The organism is Mycobacterium sp. FW102-FHT13B02 (assembly GCF_058790275.1).
The window spans coordinates 1-13,899 of sequence record NZ_JBYTCM010000036.1 but is presented as its reverse complement, the minus strand read 5'-3'; the positions used below and the strand labels follow the sequence as shown (position 1 = coordinate 13,899).

Genomic DNA, 13,899 nt, shown 5'->3' with positions numbered 1-13,899 from the left:
GTCGACGTCCGAAATCACGCGCCGAACCGGTCGATGACCTCACGCGCCAACGCCCGGTACGCCTCAGCACCACCGGATTTCGGGGCCCAGGTGGTGATCGGTTCACCGGCGACGCTGGTCTCCGGGAAGCGCACGGTGCGACTGATGACGGTGTCGAACACCAAATCGCCGAAGCGCTCCACAACCCGGGCCATGACCTCACGCGCGTTCACGGTGCGGTTGTCGTAGCGGGTGATGAGGATGCCGCTGATGTCGAGTTTGGGGTTCAGCCGGTCGCGGACCTTGTCGACGGTGTCGGTGAGCAGCGCGAGGCCGCGCAGCGAGAAGAACTCGCATTCGGTCGGGATGATCACGCCGTCGGCACAGGCCAGGCCGTTGACTGTCAGCAGCCCGAGGGACGGCTGGCAGTCGATGAGCACGTAGTCGTAGCGGTCCAGCACCGGATACAGCGCGCGGGACAGCGTCTGCTCGCGGCCGACCTCGTTGACCAGCTGAATCTCCGCGGCCGACAGGTCGATGTTGCTGGGCACCAGGTCCAGGCCCTTGACCCGGGTGTTGATCAGCACGTCGTCGATCGACACCCGCGGTTCGATGAGCAGGTTGTGCACTGTGTGTTCCAGCTCGTAGTGCGGGACGCCGAGACCCGCGGACAGCGCGCCCTGCGGATCGAGGTCTACCAGCAGCACGCGGCGGCCGTATTCGGCCAGGCTGGCGCCCAGATTGATGGTCGACGTGGTCTTGCCGACGCCGCCCTTCTGGTTGCACATCGCGATGACCTTGGCCGGGCCGTGCACGCTCTTGGGTTTCGGCTCGGGAATGTGTCGCGCGGGGCGTCCGGTCAGGCCGATCGCGGGTTCCGGATCTGCGGGCGCGGACGAGCCATCGACATCAAGCGGCAACGAAACCGGCTCCACCGGGCTCAGGCCCCCCAAGCCTGTGGGGACATCGGTCATGCGTCGCCGATCAGCGGCGTGACTCCCATAGCGAACATCCGGGCAAGTTTAACGGTGCCACGCCGCTGCCGATGGCAGACCCGCTGTCCTAATGTGACTGTATGAGCTGGAAGCAGCGGTGGTCGTTCGTCCGGATGGCACTCGGGATGCGCAAATTCGTGCACACAGGACAGTGGGGCGACGGCCGCGAGGCCGCCGCCGCGGCGTATGTGGAAGCAAATGCCCGTCGTGGCGATGTCGACGATGTCCTCGCGACCATCGATACCTTCGCCCGGGAACAGTCGATGCTCGTCAACGTCGGCGACGAAAAAGGCCTGCTCCTGGAATCCGCGGTCATCCGCGCCCACCCCGAACGCATCCTCGAACTGGGCACCTACTGCGGCTACAGTGCGCTCTTGATGGCCCGCGCTGCCCCGGAGGCACACATCTTCACCGTCGAGCTGTCGGCGGACAACGCTGAGATCGCCCGTCGCATCTGGACCCATGCGGGCGTCGCCGATCGGATCACCTGCGTGGTCGGCACCATCGGCGACGGCGGCGCCACGCTCGACCGGCTCGCGGAGCACGGGTTTGCGCCGGGCAATCTCGATTTCGTGTTCATCGACCACGACAAGGCCGCCTACCTCGACGATCTGAAGTCGGTCATGGACCGGGGTTGGCTGCGCCGCGGCGCCGTCGTCGTCGCCGACAACGTCAAGGTGCCCGGCGCTCCGGCCTACCGCGCGTACATGCGGGACCAGGACGGCAAGCACTGGCACACCGTGGAGCACCCGACCCACGTCGAGTATCAGAAGACGCTTCCCGACCTGGTGCTCGAATCCGACTACCTGGGCTGACGACTACTTGGGTTGAGGGGCGTCCACCGGCTTGGCCGGGCGCTGCCACGGCCAGGAACCGGTCATCTCGACCTGCAGAGAGAAGCTCAGGAAGGTGCGGATCGCGACGATGCCGGCCAGCACCGCGACACTCTGCGCGGTCGGCGTGACGGCCACGGTCCGGATGATGTCGGCCGCGACCAGAAATTCAAGCCCGAGCAGGATCGAGCGGCCGAGCCGCCGGCGGAATGCGTCATACGTGCCGCCCGCCGATTCGCCCTCAGTGCCGCGCACCCTGACAACCGTCGCGGCCAAGGCGATCACCGCACCGCCGACGATCACCGCGACACCGACGGCGTCGATCACCTTGCCGGTCGTCTCGATGATGTCGTAGAAGGCCATCACCGGATGCTAGCTCCGGCCGACCCCCATCGTTATCTGGCGCGCGGGTGCGCCCCGGCCCACACTTCGCGCAGCGCGCTGACGGTCACCAGGGTGTAGATCTGCGTCGTGGTGACCGATGCGTGGCCGAGCAATTCCTGCACGACGCGCACGTCGGCGCCACCTTCGAGCAGGTGCGTGGCGAACGAGTGCCGCAGGGTGTGGGGGGACACCGCCGCCGTGATGCCGGCCCGTTCGGCGGAGTCCTGTAGCACCTGCCAGGCACTCTGCCGGGACAACCGGCCGCCGCGCGCGTTCAGGAAGATCGCGGGTGTGCCCTTGCCACGGCGCGCGAGATCGGGACGGCCCCGCACCAGGTAGGCGTCCAGCGCCGTGACGGCAGGCCGGCCGATCGGCACCAGCCGCTGCTTGCCGCCCTTGCCGTGCAGCATCACCGACCGGGACTCGGTGTCGACGTCGTCGCGATCGAGGCCCACGGCCTCGGAGATGCGTGCCCCCGTCGAATACAGCAGTTCCAGCAGGGCGCGGTTGCGCAGCGTCAGCGGATTGTCGGCGTCGCTGTCGCCGCCGGCACCGTCGAGCAGGGCCAACACATCGTCGTAGCTGAGGCACTTGGGCAGCCGACGGCCCGGTGTCGGCGGCTTGACGCTGCGCGCGACATCGGTGTCGGTGAGGCCTTCGGCGGCGGCGAACTTGTGCAACCCGCGTACCGCGATGACGGCCCGGGCGGCCGACACCGACGACAACGCGACGACGCCGTTCTCCGGATCACCTTGTCGCAACGCGACCAGAAATTCGCTGACGTCGGTCTCGGTGACCGCGCCCAGATCATCGATGCCGCGGCCGGCCAGATGCGCGGTGTACCGCTTGAGGTCACGCCGATAGGAGCTCAGCGTGTTGGCCGCGACGCCCCGCTCGATGCTGAGGTGGTTCAGGTAGCCCTGAACCTGCGCCTCGAGCCGCGACCGGACCCCCATTGGGGATGAAGACGTCGAAGCGGCCACCGTCATCAGTCCTGTTCCCGCCGGGTGCGCAGTGCGGTCGGCCGGTCGACCCACGGCGCGTCGAGGGAACGCAGTTCGCCGGGCCGGTGTGCGGCCGCGAGGATCCCCGCCACGGCAAGGGCATTGACGATCACGCCGTCGAACACCATCTGCACCGCGTCGGCGAGCGGGACGCGCGCGATCTGCAGATCGGCCTCTTCGTCATGCACGTGGGGTCGGCCGATCTCGGTCAGCCCGGTGGCCAGGAAGATTCGCACGCTCTCATCGCTGAATCCGGGCGTCGAGTCGACGTCGATCAGCGGCTGCCAGTGTGCGGCGGCCAGGCCGGTTTCCTCTTCGAGTTCACGCGCCGCGGTGAGGTGCGGAGCCTCGTCGCCCATGTCGAGCAGTCCGGCGGGCAGCTCCCACAGCCGCCGCCCGATCGGATGACGGTACTGGTACACCAGTACCAGGTTCCCGTCCTCGTCGAGCGCCACGACCGCGACCGCCCCGTAGTGTTCGACCACCTCACGGCGAGCCGAACCACCACCGGGCATCGCGACTTCGTCCGCCCGCAACGCGAAAATCTTTCCTACATAAACGGTTTCGCTCGATAGCGTGGCGAAATCGTGTTCAGCCACGGGATTCTTGCAGCTGCTCGGCATCGTGACCGGTCTGGTCGTCCGAACCCTCCGCATGTGATCCGGCGCCGTGCACCTCGGAATCGATTTCCTCCAGCGGCAACCGCTCGGCGGCCTTGTAGTCCAGCGCCGCCCCGATGAACGCCGCGAACAGCGGGTGCGGACGCGTCGGGCGGCTCTTGAGCTCCGGGTGCGCCTGGGTGCCGACCAGGAACGGGTGCAGGTTGGCGTCGTACTCGACGAACTCGACCAGCTGGCCGTCCGGCGAGGTGCCGGAGAACTTCAGCCCGCTCTCCGAGATGCGGTCGCGGTAGGCGTTGTTCACCTCGTAGCGGTGCCGGTGCCGCTCGGACACCTCCGTGGCGTCGTACGCCTTGGCCACGATCGAATCTGCCTGCAGCACGGCCGGATACGCGCCAAGGCGCATGGTGCCGCCGAGGTCCGCATCGCCGGACACCGCGTCGCGCTGGTCGGCCATGGTGGAGATCACCGGGTCCGGCGTGTGCTCGTCGAACTCCGCGGAGTTGGCGCCGGTGATACCCACCGACCGGGCGGCCTCGATCACGATGCACTGCAACCCGAGGCACAGGCCCAGCAGCGGCAGCCGCTGACGGCGGGCGTACCGGATGGCGCCGAGCTTGCCCTCGATACCGCGGATGCCGAAGCCACCCGGGATCAGCACGCCATGCACATCACCGAGCACGGCGGCCGCACCTTGGTCGGTCTCACAATCGTCGGACGCGACCCAGCGGATCTCGACCTTCGAGTGGTGGGCGAACCCACCGGCGCGCAGTGCCTCGGCCACCGACAGGTAGGCGTCGGACAGGTCGATGTACTTGCCCACCAAGGCGATTCGCACCGTTTCCTTGGGCTCGTGCACCCGGCGCAGCAGGTCGTCCCACTCGGACCAGTCCACGTCGCGGAACGGCAGGTTCAGCCGGCGCACCACGTATGCGTCGAGCTCCTCGCGGTGCAGCACCTTGGGGATGTCGTAGATGGACGGAGCATCCGGCGTGGAGATGACGCCGTCGATGTCGACGTCACACATCAGCGCGATCTTGTTCTTCAGCGGCTCCGGCACGTCCCGGTCGCAGCGCAGGATCAGCGCGTCCGGGGTGATACCGATGCTGCGCAGCGCGGCCACCGAGTGCTGCGTGGGCTTGGTCTTCAGCTCGCCCGACGGCGCCAGGTACGGCACCAGCGACACGTGCAGGAAGAAGACGTTCTCGCGGCCGACGTCGTGCCGGACCTGGCGAGCGGCTTCGAGGAACGGCTGCGACTCGATATCGCCTACGGTGCCACCGATTTCGGTGATGACGACGTCGGGGCGCTTGCCCTCGGCGTCCGGCAGCGCCATCTCGAGGATGCGGCTCTTGATCTCGTCGGTGATGTGCGGGATCACCTGGACGGTGTCGCCGAGGTAGTCGCCGCGGCGCTCCTTGGCGATGACCTCCGAGTACACCTGGCCGGTCGTGACGTTTGCCGAGCGGGACAGGTTGCGGTCCAGGAAGCGCTCGTAGTGGCCGATGTCCAGATCGGTCTCGGCACCGTCCTCGGTGACGAACACCTCGCCGTGCTGGAACGGGTTCATGGTGCCCGGGTCGACGTTCAAATACGGATCCAGCTTCTGCATCGTCACGTGCAGACCACGCGCGGTGAGCAACTGGCCCAGGCTGCTGGCGGTCAGACCCTTACCGAGCGAGGAAGCGACCCCGCCGCTGACAAAAATGTGCTTCGTCGCGGCCTGTGGGTGCCTGCGTAGCGATGCCAAGAATGACCTCCGTGGTGATGGGGCACGGTAGCGGTTGAACTACCTGGGGCCTGCCGACCCACGGAGTTTCACCCTATCACCGACCGGCGCGAGCTGGGACTGACGCGCCGGTGATGGTCGCCACGAACCGGCTACTGCAGAACCGTCACCGAGCTGGCGCCGCGACCGATGCCGAGCTGCGCCGGATGGCCGCCGGAGATCAGTTGCTGCAGAGCCAGGACGGCGGTGATCCGGCCGGCCTGGGTGTTGATGTCATCGACGGTGCCGACCGCACCGGACAGTCCGGCGTCGGAGCGCACGACCGCCACCGCGGCAGTACCGGACGCGCAGCCGTCACGGCCCGCCACCACCGTGCCCGCACCATGCGGCGCCAGGCCCGAGGCCAGTCGAGCCACTGTGGCACCACGGTTGCCGGCGTCGTCACCCAGCGCGCCGCCGGTGATGATCAGCGCCGTGTCGGCGACCCCGACGCGCTGACTGCCGTAGGTGATGAAGCCGGTGTCACGCAGTGTGGCCAGCACGGTGTCGCGCTGCATGTCGTCCACAGGCAGCACCGCCGGGTTGCGATCACGCAGCAGCGTGATGCCCAGCAGGTCACCGGCCTGGGACCCCTGGTCGATGGTCCGGGTGTTCAGCTGACGCCCGGCGGGCACGATCGGCGAATTCACCACCGACAGCAGCTTTTCCGAGGCGTTGGCATCCACGAACTGTTGAGTGAGCGCGATGGTGCCGGTCACCGAACCGCCGGCGGCCGCAATCAGTTTCGCGGCCGAATCGACATCGTCAGTGGCTGCGTCGGGGGTGCGGAACACCACGACCGACTTCCCCGCCAGCGCGTCGCGCACCATGCGCGGTGACATCTGGGCATCGAACTCGCCTGCCGCACTGAGCTTCTGGTTCAGTGCGTTCTTCTCGTCGGTCAGGCCGTTGATCTGGTTCTGCAACTCGTGTTTGTCGTCACGCAGTCCGGACAACAACGTGTTGGACAACAGACCGGAACCGAGCATCACCCCAATGGCCAGCGCCAGGAACACCGCGGCCAGCGAGATCGCATGCGAGCGTAGGGAAATCATCGTCCGGCTAGCTCACCAGCCCCTGCGCCCACAGCAGGAAGCGGTTCCAGTAGTCGGTCACCAGGTGCAGGACAGCGGCATCGGCGCGCGCGACGTACAGCGCGACGATGACGGCGACCAGCATCGCCAGCACCAGCAGCGCGATGGCGCCGCCGGACACGCGGCTGCGGTACAGCGTCGCAACGGCTTTCGCATCGACCAGCTTCTCCCCCACCTTCAGGCGGGTCAGGAACGTCGACGGGGTGCTCGACTGCCGCGTGCGGTCGAAGAACTCTTCGATGTTGGCACGGTGACCGGCGGTAACGATGAGCGCGGCACCGTGGTGGTCGACGAGCAACAGCGCCAGGTCCGCGGCCGAGCCGGCGGCCGGGAAGGTCATGGCACCGACGCCCAGATCCTGGATGCGCTCAAGACCTTTGGCATGACCGTCGGCGTCGGCGGGCAGCACCACCTGAGCACCGGAGCGCAGCACGTCGGCGCTCATATCTTCGGGGTCGCCGACGATCAGCGCAGGCCGGTAGCCGGCCTTGCGCAGGGTGTCCGCCCCGGCGCCGACACCGACGAGCACCGGCTGGTACTCCTTGATGAATGGCTTGATGGCCTTCAGGTCATCCTCGGCGGTGGGATCGTCGGTCACGACCACGACGTGCCGACGGGCCACGTCGACGTCGATGTCCGGGATACCCATGCCGTCGATCAACAGCGGGCTCTCGCTGCGGATGAACTCGATGGTGTTGCCGGCGAACGCTTCCAGGTGCGCGACGAGCCCGCTCTTGGCCTCGTGCATCATTTCGTGGATCTGCTCGTCGTTGCGTTCGTTGCCGAGGACCAGTCGGCGGTCGCCGTTGTAGACGCCGCCGTTGTGCAGCCGCACCTTGGCGCCGTCCTTGACCTTCTTGAAGACCTCGGGGCCGGTCTCGTCGATCAACGTAACCCCGTTGGCGACAAGCACTTCCGGCCCCAGATTCGGGTAACGGCCCGAGATGGACGACGACGCGTTGACGACGGCGGCGACCTCGGCCTCCACCAGTGCGTCGGCGGTGATGCGGTCGAGGTCGAGCGCATCGAGGATGACGATGTCCCCCGGACCGATGCGGCGCAGCAGGCGGTCGATGTCACGGTCAACGCGGGCGGTTCCGGTCACGCCCGGCTTGGGTCCGGCATTTCGGGTGAGCAGCGCTGCCATCTTCATGCGTCGATTCTGTCGACGAACCCTCAAGTAGAGGTGGAGGCGCGCCGTAACAACAGCCTCAGAAGTTTTCTTTTGTCACATCTGTAACAACCAAAGGGTCTCAATCTCGCTTCGCCGCGTAATGCCGAGCCGCCTTGGCGCGGCTGTCACAGGTCGTCATCGAATGGCCAGCGTCGGGTGCCGTTCTTCGAAGTGCTGGAGAACCAGAGCACGCAACGTCAGCCCGCTGCGGTGGGGCCGGGCCGAGCTCTCGCCCGCCAACCCCACACAACAAGTCACGGCGTGGCATGCTCCTGCTGCGCCGCCGCCAACAGCTCACGCGCGTGCGCGCGGCCGCTGTCGGTGTCGCCGAGTCCGGCCAGCATGCGGGCCAACTCGGCGACGCGATCGTCATCCTCGAGGCGGACCACCCGGCTCGACTTGGGGCCGCTCTCGACCACCAGATGCACGTCACCGTAGGCCGCGACCTGCGGCAGGTGGGTCACGACGATGACCTGGTGCGTGCGAGCCAGGCGCGCCAGCCGCTTGCCGATCTGCACCGCAGCGCGGCCACCGACACCGGCATCGACCTCGTCGAACACCATGGTGGTGCCCTCGGCAGAAGCGGACAGCACCACTTCGAGCGCCAGCATCACGCGGGACAACTCACCGCCCGACGCGCTCTTGGCCAGCGGCAACACGTCAGAACCACTGTGCGGCGTGAAACCGAACTCAACGGCGTCGACGCCGTCATGGCCCGCATGAACGGCGGTGCCGTCCGGCAAGGTTAGCGGGGCGCTGTCATCGGTGCGTGCCTCGAGCGGCGACACCGCGATGCTGAAGCCGGCCCCGCCCATCGCCAGCCCCGCGAGTTCGCCGGTCACTGCCTTCGCCAAGGACTTCGCCGCCTTGGTCCGCGCCTTGGTGACCTCGGCGGCGGCGAGCACGACCTTGTCGTGCCGTTCGTCGACCTGCTTCTGCAATTCAGCCAGCGCCTCTTCGGAGACGTCCAGCTGCGACAGCCGCTGCCGGGCGTCGGCAGCCCACTGCAACACCCCGTCGATATCCGCGGCGTACTTGCGGGTGAGGTTGCGCAGCTCGGCCTGGCGGGCCAGTTTCGATTCCAAAGTGCTTGCATCACTGGGCAACTCGGACAGATAGTCACCGAGCTCACCAGACACGTCGCCGAGCACCGCCAGCACCTCACTCAGCCGGTCACCGAGGGCGCGCAGCGCCGCGTCATCCGTCGCCGACAACACCGACTTGGCCTGCGCCGCGGCGTCGAGTGCCGATGCGGCGTCGTCCGACGGGCCGTCGCCGAGCTCACCCGACAGCGCGGCACGGGCCGTCTGCGCCGCGTCCCGCAGCGCATCGAGTTCGGACAACCGGCGGATATCGGCCACCAACGCGTCATCCTCGCCGGCCTCCGGCGCCACGGTGTCAATCTCGTTCAGCCCGAACTGCAGCCGGTCGGCCTCCAACGCGAGATCCCGCGCCCGCTGCCGCCGGTCGATCAAATCCCTTCGAGCGGTGAGCCATTCGTCACGCAACTTGCGGTACTTCGCCAGCGGCCCCGTCACGTCGACGTAGCGGTCGAGCGCACCACGCTGCTCGTCGGGACGCATCAGCCGCAGCTGGTCGTTCTGCCCGTGCAGGGCCAGCAATTCGGTGGTGAACGTCGCCAACGATTTCGCCGGCACGCTCCGACCACCCAGAAACGCCCGTGACGGCCCGTCCTTGCTCACCGACCGCGCGGCGATGACGCTGCCGTCGTCGTCACGGTCGGCACCGGAAGCTTCCAGAATCTCGTCGACCCGTTCGGACACGCCGTCACCGAGTTCGGTTGTGGTGAAACGACCTTCGACGACAGCCCGGGCAGAGCCCGAGCGCACCCGGCTGGGATCGGCACGTGCGCCGCCCAGCAGATGCAGGCTGGTGACCACCATCGTCTTACCCGTACCGGTCTCGCCGGTCAGCACAGTCAGGCCGCGGCCGAATTCGGCAGTGGCCGCACTGATGGCGCCCAGCGCCTCGATGCGAATCTCGGTCAGCATTACTGGCCGCGCCACCCTTTCACCGGCAACCGGAATTTGCGCACCAAACGGTCGGAGAACGGGGCGCTGTCGAGACGAACCCATTTCAGCGGCGTGTCACAGCGGGTGACCTCCAGCCGGCCGCCGGCCGGGACCACCATCTGGCGACGGCCATCGCAGAACACCATGGCGTCATTGTTGCCCGCTTCGACCTCGATCGCGATCGACGCGTCGGGGCTGGTCACCATCGGACGGGCGAACAGCGCGTGAGCATTGTTGGGTACCACCAGGATTGCTTCGAGGTCCGGCCACAGGATCGGGCCGCCCGCGGAGAAGGCATAGGCCGTCGACCCCGTAGGCGCCGACACCAGCACACCGTCACAGCCGAACGCTGACACCGGACGGCCGTCAACCTCCAGCACCACACTCAGCACGCCGAACCGGCTGCTCTTCTCCAGGCTGGCCTCGTTGAGCGCCCAACCGCGCTGCACGACCTCACCGTCGACCCGCACCCCGATGTCGAGCGTCATCCGTTCTTCGACCCGGTAGTCGCGGTCGATGATGCGCTCGAGCACTTGGTCAATGGCCTCGGCTTCTGCTTCTGCCAGGAAACCGATGTGGCCGAGGTTCACCCCCACCACCGGAATCTCGGCATTGCGGGCCAGTTCCGCCGCCCGCAGGAACGTGCCGTCGCCGCCGAGCACCAGGACCAGTTCACAGCCGTCGGCCGCGTGCTGGTCGGGATCGACGACCGTGATGTCGACACCCCGTGCCCGCATGTGGTCCGGCGCCAGGTGCAGAGCACCGCGGTCGACGGCCTCGGCGGCCAGCACACGCAGACCGATTCCGTTGTCGCCCAGTACCTTTTCCACCCGGGTCGCGGTATCGGTGGCTTCATCGCGGCCGGTGTGAATCACCAGCAGCACGGTCCGTTCACATGTCACTGCGGCCCCTCTGCTACCGCACGACCGACGGCGGCGACAAGAGCTTCGCCCTCCAGCGGATGATCAGTGGTGGTCCGCAAGCGCAAGAAGTACTCCACGTTGCCGGACGGGCCGGGCAGCGGGCTGGCCGTGACGTCGACCGCGTGCCAGCCGAGTTCCGCGGCGCGCCGCGCCACCGTCAACACGGCATCGGCGCGCAGTTCGGGGTCGGAAACCACGCCACCGGCTCCGACTCGATCCTTGCCCACCTCGAACTGCGGCTTCACCATGGGAACGATATCGGCTTGGGCCGACGCGCACGCGGTCAGTGCCGGCAGGACGGTCGCCAGTGAGATGAAAGAAAGATCGGCCACCACCAGGTCGACCGATCCCCCGATGGCCTCGGCCGTCAGCTCCCGGACGTTCGTCCGCTCCATGACGATGATGCGTTCGTCGGACCGCAACGACCAGGCCAACTGGCCGTACCCGACGTCGGCCGCGACGATTTCGCGGGCACCCCGGTCGAGCAGTACCTCGGTGAATCCGCCGGTGGAAGCGCCGGCATCCAGGCAGCGCCTGCCCTCAGGCGATACCCCGAACGCATCGAGGGCCCCGATCAGCTTGTGCGCACCCCGGGACACCCAGCTGCGTTCGGTGGATTCGGCGACCAGGAGATTGGCCGCGGGAGTGACGGCCGTCGACGCCTTGGAGGCCCGCATGCCGTCGATGGTCACGCGGCCGGCCTCGATCAGTTCCGCAGCCTGTTGACGTGACCGGGCCAGCCCCCGGCGGACGAGTTCAGCATCAACACGTGCGCGTCGCGTCACGTGCGATCAGCCCTTCTCGACCGATTCCAGGGCCCGGACCAGCAGATTGTGGGCGTGGTCCAGACCCGCCGCGACAGCCTCGAGATCCGGGGTCTCGCCACCTTCGCCGGACAGATCCGGCAGATGGGACAGCAGGACCGCGATGTCTTCACGGATCTGGGCAGGATCGGTACTCATAGCGATGTTCACGCTAGCGGATCAGCGTCGTCGAGCAGCGACCACCGATCCAATGCTGCGCGCGCCGTGTCGTCGCCGGCCGCGATACGCATCCGCCCGTTGGGAGTGCCGGCCCACAGGGCGCCGGCCGTCGCCCGGACCACCGACAGCTCGTCGCCGACGGATTCACCGGTGGCGTGCACGGTGACTCCGTTGCCGGACACCTCGACCCGCCACGCGGGGTGTGGCCCGACCCGCAGTACGTCTGCCGACGTGGTCAGCGAGCGCAAATCAGGCGCCAGGTACCCCGGACGCTCCGCGGGAATCGCATGCACCATGTCGGCTGCGCTGCTCACCCCGGTCAGCACCATCAGACTCGGTAGACCGGCGGCATTCGCCCCCGCAATGTCGGTATCGAGCCTGTCCCCGACAACCAGCGGCGATTCGTACCGGCCGCGTGCCAGGGCGTCGTTCATCAACGTCGGCTCCGGCTTACCGGCGACCTGCGGGACCTGTTCGGTGGCGGTCTGCAGCGCGGCGACCAACGAACCGTTCCCCGGCAGCAGCCCACGCTCCGACGGCAGCGTCTTGTCGCTGTTCGCCGCCACCCAAAGGCCACCGGCCCGGATGGTCAGCGCCGCCTCGGCCAGATCGGCCCAAGCGGTCTGCGGCGAATGGCCCTGCACGACAGCGACCGGACCGTCGGCGAACTGCCGCACCGGCTGCAGGCCGACGCCCGCGACCTCGGCAGCCAGCGCATCGGTCCCGATGACCAGGACCTTCGCTCCCGCGGGAAGCTGCAGCGCCAACAGGTGTGCCGCACTCTGGGCACTGGTCACCACATCGTCGGCAAGCGCGGAAAACCCGAGCGCGTCGAGGTGATCAGCCACCTCGGCCGGGCTTCGTGACGCGTTGTTGGTGACATAGAGCTTGCGCGACGTCACCGCGGCAAGGGCGTCCACCGCTCCTTCCGTGGCCTCATGACCGCGGAAGACGGTGCCGTCGAGATCCAGGAGCAGACAGTCGTGCAGCTGAGCCAGCGTCGTCACGTCAGCCCAATTCGGCGACGCGGTCCTCGGCGTCGGTGACGCCTTCCAGATCCGCGGCCGCGGCATGCAGGAACCACTGGAGTGCGTCGTTGGTGCGGTCGAGGGCCAGCAGCGTCTCGGCATAGACATAGAACAACCGTGCCGCGGTCTGGCCCGTCCGCGTGGAATCCAGCGGCGGGTTCTGCAACAACGCGAGAGCCTGGGCCGGCTGGCCGAGATCGCACCGTGCACCGGCCAGAACGATCTTCAGCTCGTCGGCGTCGTCACCGGTGAGCTGCTCCGCCTCGGGGCTGCGCCCCAGTTCGATGGCGCGCTCCGGACGGCCGATGCCGCGCTCGCAGTCGGCGATGAGAGCTAACAGCGGTGACTTGCTTCCCATCCGCCGCGCAGCACGCAGTTCGGAAAGCGCCTGCGCCCAGTCACCACAGTGATAGGCCGCGATACCCACGGCTTCCCGAATCGCAGCGATACGCGACGCCCGGTGCCGTGCCGCACGTGCGTGCTCGAGCGCCGCTTCCGGATCCTCCTCGAGCAGATCGCCGGCCATGACCAGGTGCTTGGCCACGTAGTCGGCGGTCGCCTTGTCGAGGGTCGTCAGCTCACGACGCACCTCGGGCGACAGCTGCTTGGCCTCGACGTCATCGGGCAGCCTGGGACCAGAGGACTGATCCGACGTTGTCGCAGCGTCGCGGGACTGAGGCGGCCGACCGTTCCGATCGGAGCCGGGCCGCCTGGGCGCCTGCGTGCGGTCGCGCTGAGGCCGCTGTCCCCGTCGTGCGTCGCCGTCGTCTCTGCGCGAGGGGCGACGATCGCCGCCCTGCCTGTTGTCGACCACTGGAACCTTTCCTACGAAATCTCAGGTCAGAATACGGCCCGACCCGCCCCTGGCCGAACTTTGCTCGCGAAACGCGCCATCTGGGCACCGGTACCGAACCAATCGATAGCCGGCCCAGGGTCATTTCCGCGCCGAGAAATAGAAATTCCTCAAATAGAATCACCCCCCACATAAATGTGGGGGGTGATTCCTAATTTGTGTTCGGCGGTGTCCTACTTTTCCGCCCGTGCAGGGCAGTATCATCGGCGCTGGCAGGCTTAGCTTCCG

Annotated in this window: 14 protein-coding genes; 1 reads left to right on the top strand and 13 read right to left on the bottom strand. The window is 67.7% G+C overall.

Annotated features, from left to right (window positions below; genetic code table 11):
* Nucleotides 1-14 precede the first annotated feature (14 nt).
* Nucleotides 15-953: a ParA family protein gene (locus tag AC3WTE_RS31225; protein ID WP_492443410.1), complete on the bottom strand. Its 939-nt coding sequence runs from the start codon at nucleotides 951-953 to the stop codon at nucleotides 15-17.
* Between the two features lie 101 nt (nucleotides 954-1,054).
* Here AC3WTE_RS31225 and AC3WTE_RS31220 point away from each other — a divergent pair, with 101 nt between their 5' ends.
* Complete coding sequence (locus AC3WTE_RS31220) at nucleotides 1,055-1,789, top strand: O-methyltransferase (protein WP_492443408.1); 735 nt, start codon at nucleotides 1,055-1,057, stop codon at nucleotides 1,787-1,789.
* A gap of 3 nt (nucleotides 1,790-1,792) precedes the next feature.
* Here AC3WTE_RS31220 and AC3WTE_RS31215 read toward each other — a convergent pair whose 3' ends face one another.
* The 12 genes from AC3WTE_RS31215 to AC3WTE_RS31160 all read right to left on the bottom strand — a co-directional run bounded on the left by AC3WTE_RS31215 (nucleotide 1,793) and on the right by AC3WTE_RS31160 (nucleotide 13,632).
* The gene (locus AC3WTE_RS31215; protein WP_492443406.1) at nucleotides 1,793-2,170 is read right to left on the bottom strand and encodes a DUF1622 domain-containing protein; all 378 of its coding nucleotides are present in this window, start codon (nucleotides 2,168-2,170) and stop codon (nucleotides 1,793-1,795) included.
* A gap of 32 nt (nucleotides 2,171-2,202) precedes the next feature.
* Nucleotides 2,203-3,147 (bottom strand): site-specific tyrosine recombinase XerD, encoded by a 945-nt coding sequence (xerD, locus tag AC3WTE_RS31210; protein WP_492443404.1) that lies wholly within the window; start codon nucleotides 3,145-3,147, stop codon nucleotides 2,203-2,205.
* A 32-nt stretch (nucleotides 3,148-3,179) separates the two neighbouring features.
* Nucleotides 3,180-3,794: an NUDIX domain-containing protein gene (locus AC3WTE_RS31205; protein WP_492443402.1), complete on the bottom strand. Its 615-nt coding sequence runs from the start codon at nucleotides 3,792-3,794 to the stop codon at nucleotides 3,180-3,182.
* Nucleotides 3,787-5,565, bottom strand: coding sequence for a CTP synthase (pyrG, locus tag AC3WTE_RS31200; RefSeq protein WP_492443401.1), 1,779 nt, complete (start codon nucleotides 5,563-5,565; stop codon nucleotides 3,787-3,789). The genes AC3WTE_RS31205 and pyrG overlap by 8 nt, the downstream gene beginning before the upstream one ends.
* Before the next feature lie 131 nt (nucleotides 5,566-5,696).
* Nucleotides 5,697-6,638, bottom strand: a complete 942-nt coding sequence (locus AC3WTE_RS31195; protein WP_492443399.1) for a copper transporter — start codon at nucleotides 6,636-6,638, stop codon at nucleotides 5,697-5,699.
* A 7-nt stretch (nucleotides 6,639-6,645) separates the two neighbouring features.
* Complete coding sequence (gene steA, locus AC3WTE_RS31190) at nucleotides 6,646-7,830, bottom strand: putative cytokinetic ring protein SteA (protein WP_492443397.1); 1,185 nt, start codon at nucleotides 7,828-7,830, stop codon at nucleotides 6,646-6,648.
* Nucleotides 7,831-8,105: 275 nt separating this feature from the next.
* Nucleotides 8,106-9,863, bottom strand: a complete 1,758-nt coding sequence (recN, locus tag AC3WTE_RS31185; protein ID WP_492443432.1) for a DNA repair protein RecN — start codon at nucleotides 9,861-9,863, stop codon at nucleotides 8,106-8,108.
* A complete protein-coding gene (locus tag AC3WTE_RS31180) occupies nucleotides 9,863-10,786 on the bottom strand; it encodes an NAD kinase (protein ID WP_492443395.1) in 924 nt (307 codons plus the stop codon). Before AC3WTE_RS31180 ends, recN begins: the two co-directional genes overlap by 1 nt.
* Nucleotides 10,783-11,592, bottom strand: a complete 810-nt coding sequence (locus tag AC3WTE_RS31175; RefSeq protein WP_492443394.1) for a TlyA family RNA methyltransferase — start codon at nucleotides 11,590-11,592, stop codon at nucleotides 10,783-10,785. Before AC3WTE_RS31175 ends, AC3WTE_RS31180 begins: the two co-directional genes overlap by 4 nt.
* Before the next feature lie 6 nt (nucleotides 11,593-11,598).
* Nucleotides 11,599-11,769, bottom strand: coding sequence for a hypothetical protein (locus AC3WTE_RS31170; protein ID WP_492443392.1), 171 nt, complete (start codon nucleotides 11,767-11,769; stop codon nucleotides 11,599-11,601).
* Nucleotides 11,770-11,777: 8 nt separating this feature from the next.
* Entirely contained in the window at nucleotides 11,778-12,797 is a 1,020-nt protein-coding gene (locus tag AC3WTE_RS31165) for an HAD-IIA family hydrolase (protein ID WP_492443390.1), read from the bottom strand.
* Nucleotide 12,798: 1 nt separating this feature from the next.
* A complete protein-coding gene (locus AC3WTE_RS31160; protein WP_492443388.1) occupies nucleotides 12,799-13,632 on the bottom strand; it encodes a tetratricopeptide repeat protein in 834 nt (277 codons plus the stop codon).
* Nucleotides 13,633-13,899: the final 267 nt, after the last annotated feature.

Coding starts and splice junctions, on each gene's coding strand:
- AC3WTE_RS31215 (WP_492443406.1), bottom strand. CDS start 2,170: ATGGCCTTCTACGACATCATCGAGACGACCGGCAAGGTGATCGACGCC.
- AC3WTE_RS31170 (WP_492443392.1), bottom strand. CDS start 11,769: ATGAGTACCGATCCTGCCCAGATCCGTGAAGACATCGCGGTCCTGCTG.
- xerD (WP_492443404.1), bottom strand. CDS start 3,147: ATGGGGGTCCGGTCGCGGCTCGAGGCGCAGGTTCAGGGCTACCTGAAC.
- steA (WP_492443397.1), bottom strand. CDS start 7,830: ATGAAGATGGCAGCGCTGCTCACCCGAAATGCCGGACCCAAGCCGGGC.
- recN (WP_492443432.1), bottom strand. CDS start 9,863: ATGCTGACCGAGATTCGCATCGAGGCGCTGGGCGCCATCAGTGCGGCC.
- AC3WTE_RS31220 (WP_492443408.1), top strand. CDS start 1,055: ATGAGCTGGAAGCAGCGGTGGTCGTTCGTCCGGATGGCACTCGGGATG.
- AC3WTE_RS31225 (WP_492443410.1), bottom strand. CDS start 953: ATGACCGATGTCCCCACAGGCTTGGGGGGCCTGAGCCCGGTGGAGCCG.
- AC3WTE_RS31195 (WP_492443399.1), bottom strand. CDS start 6,638: ATGATTTCCCTACGCTCGCATGCGATCTCGCTGGCCGCGGTGTTCCTG.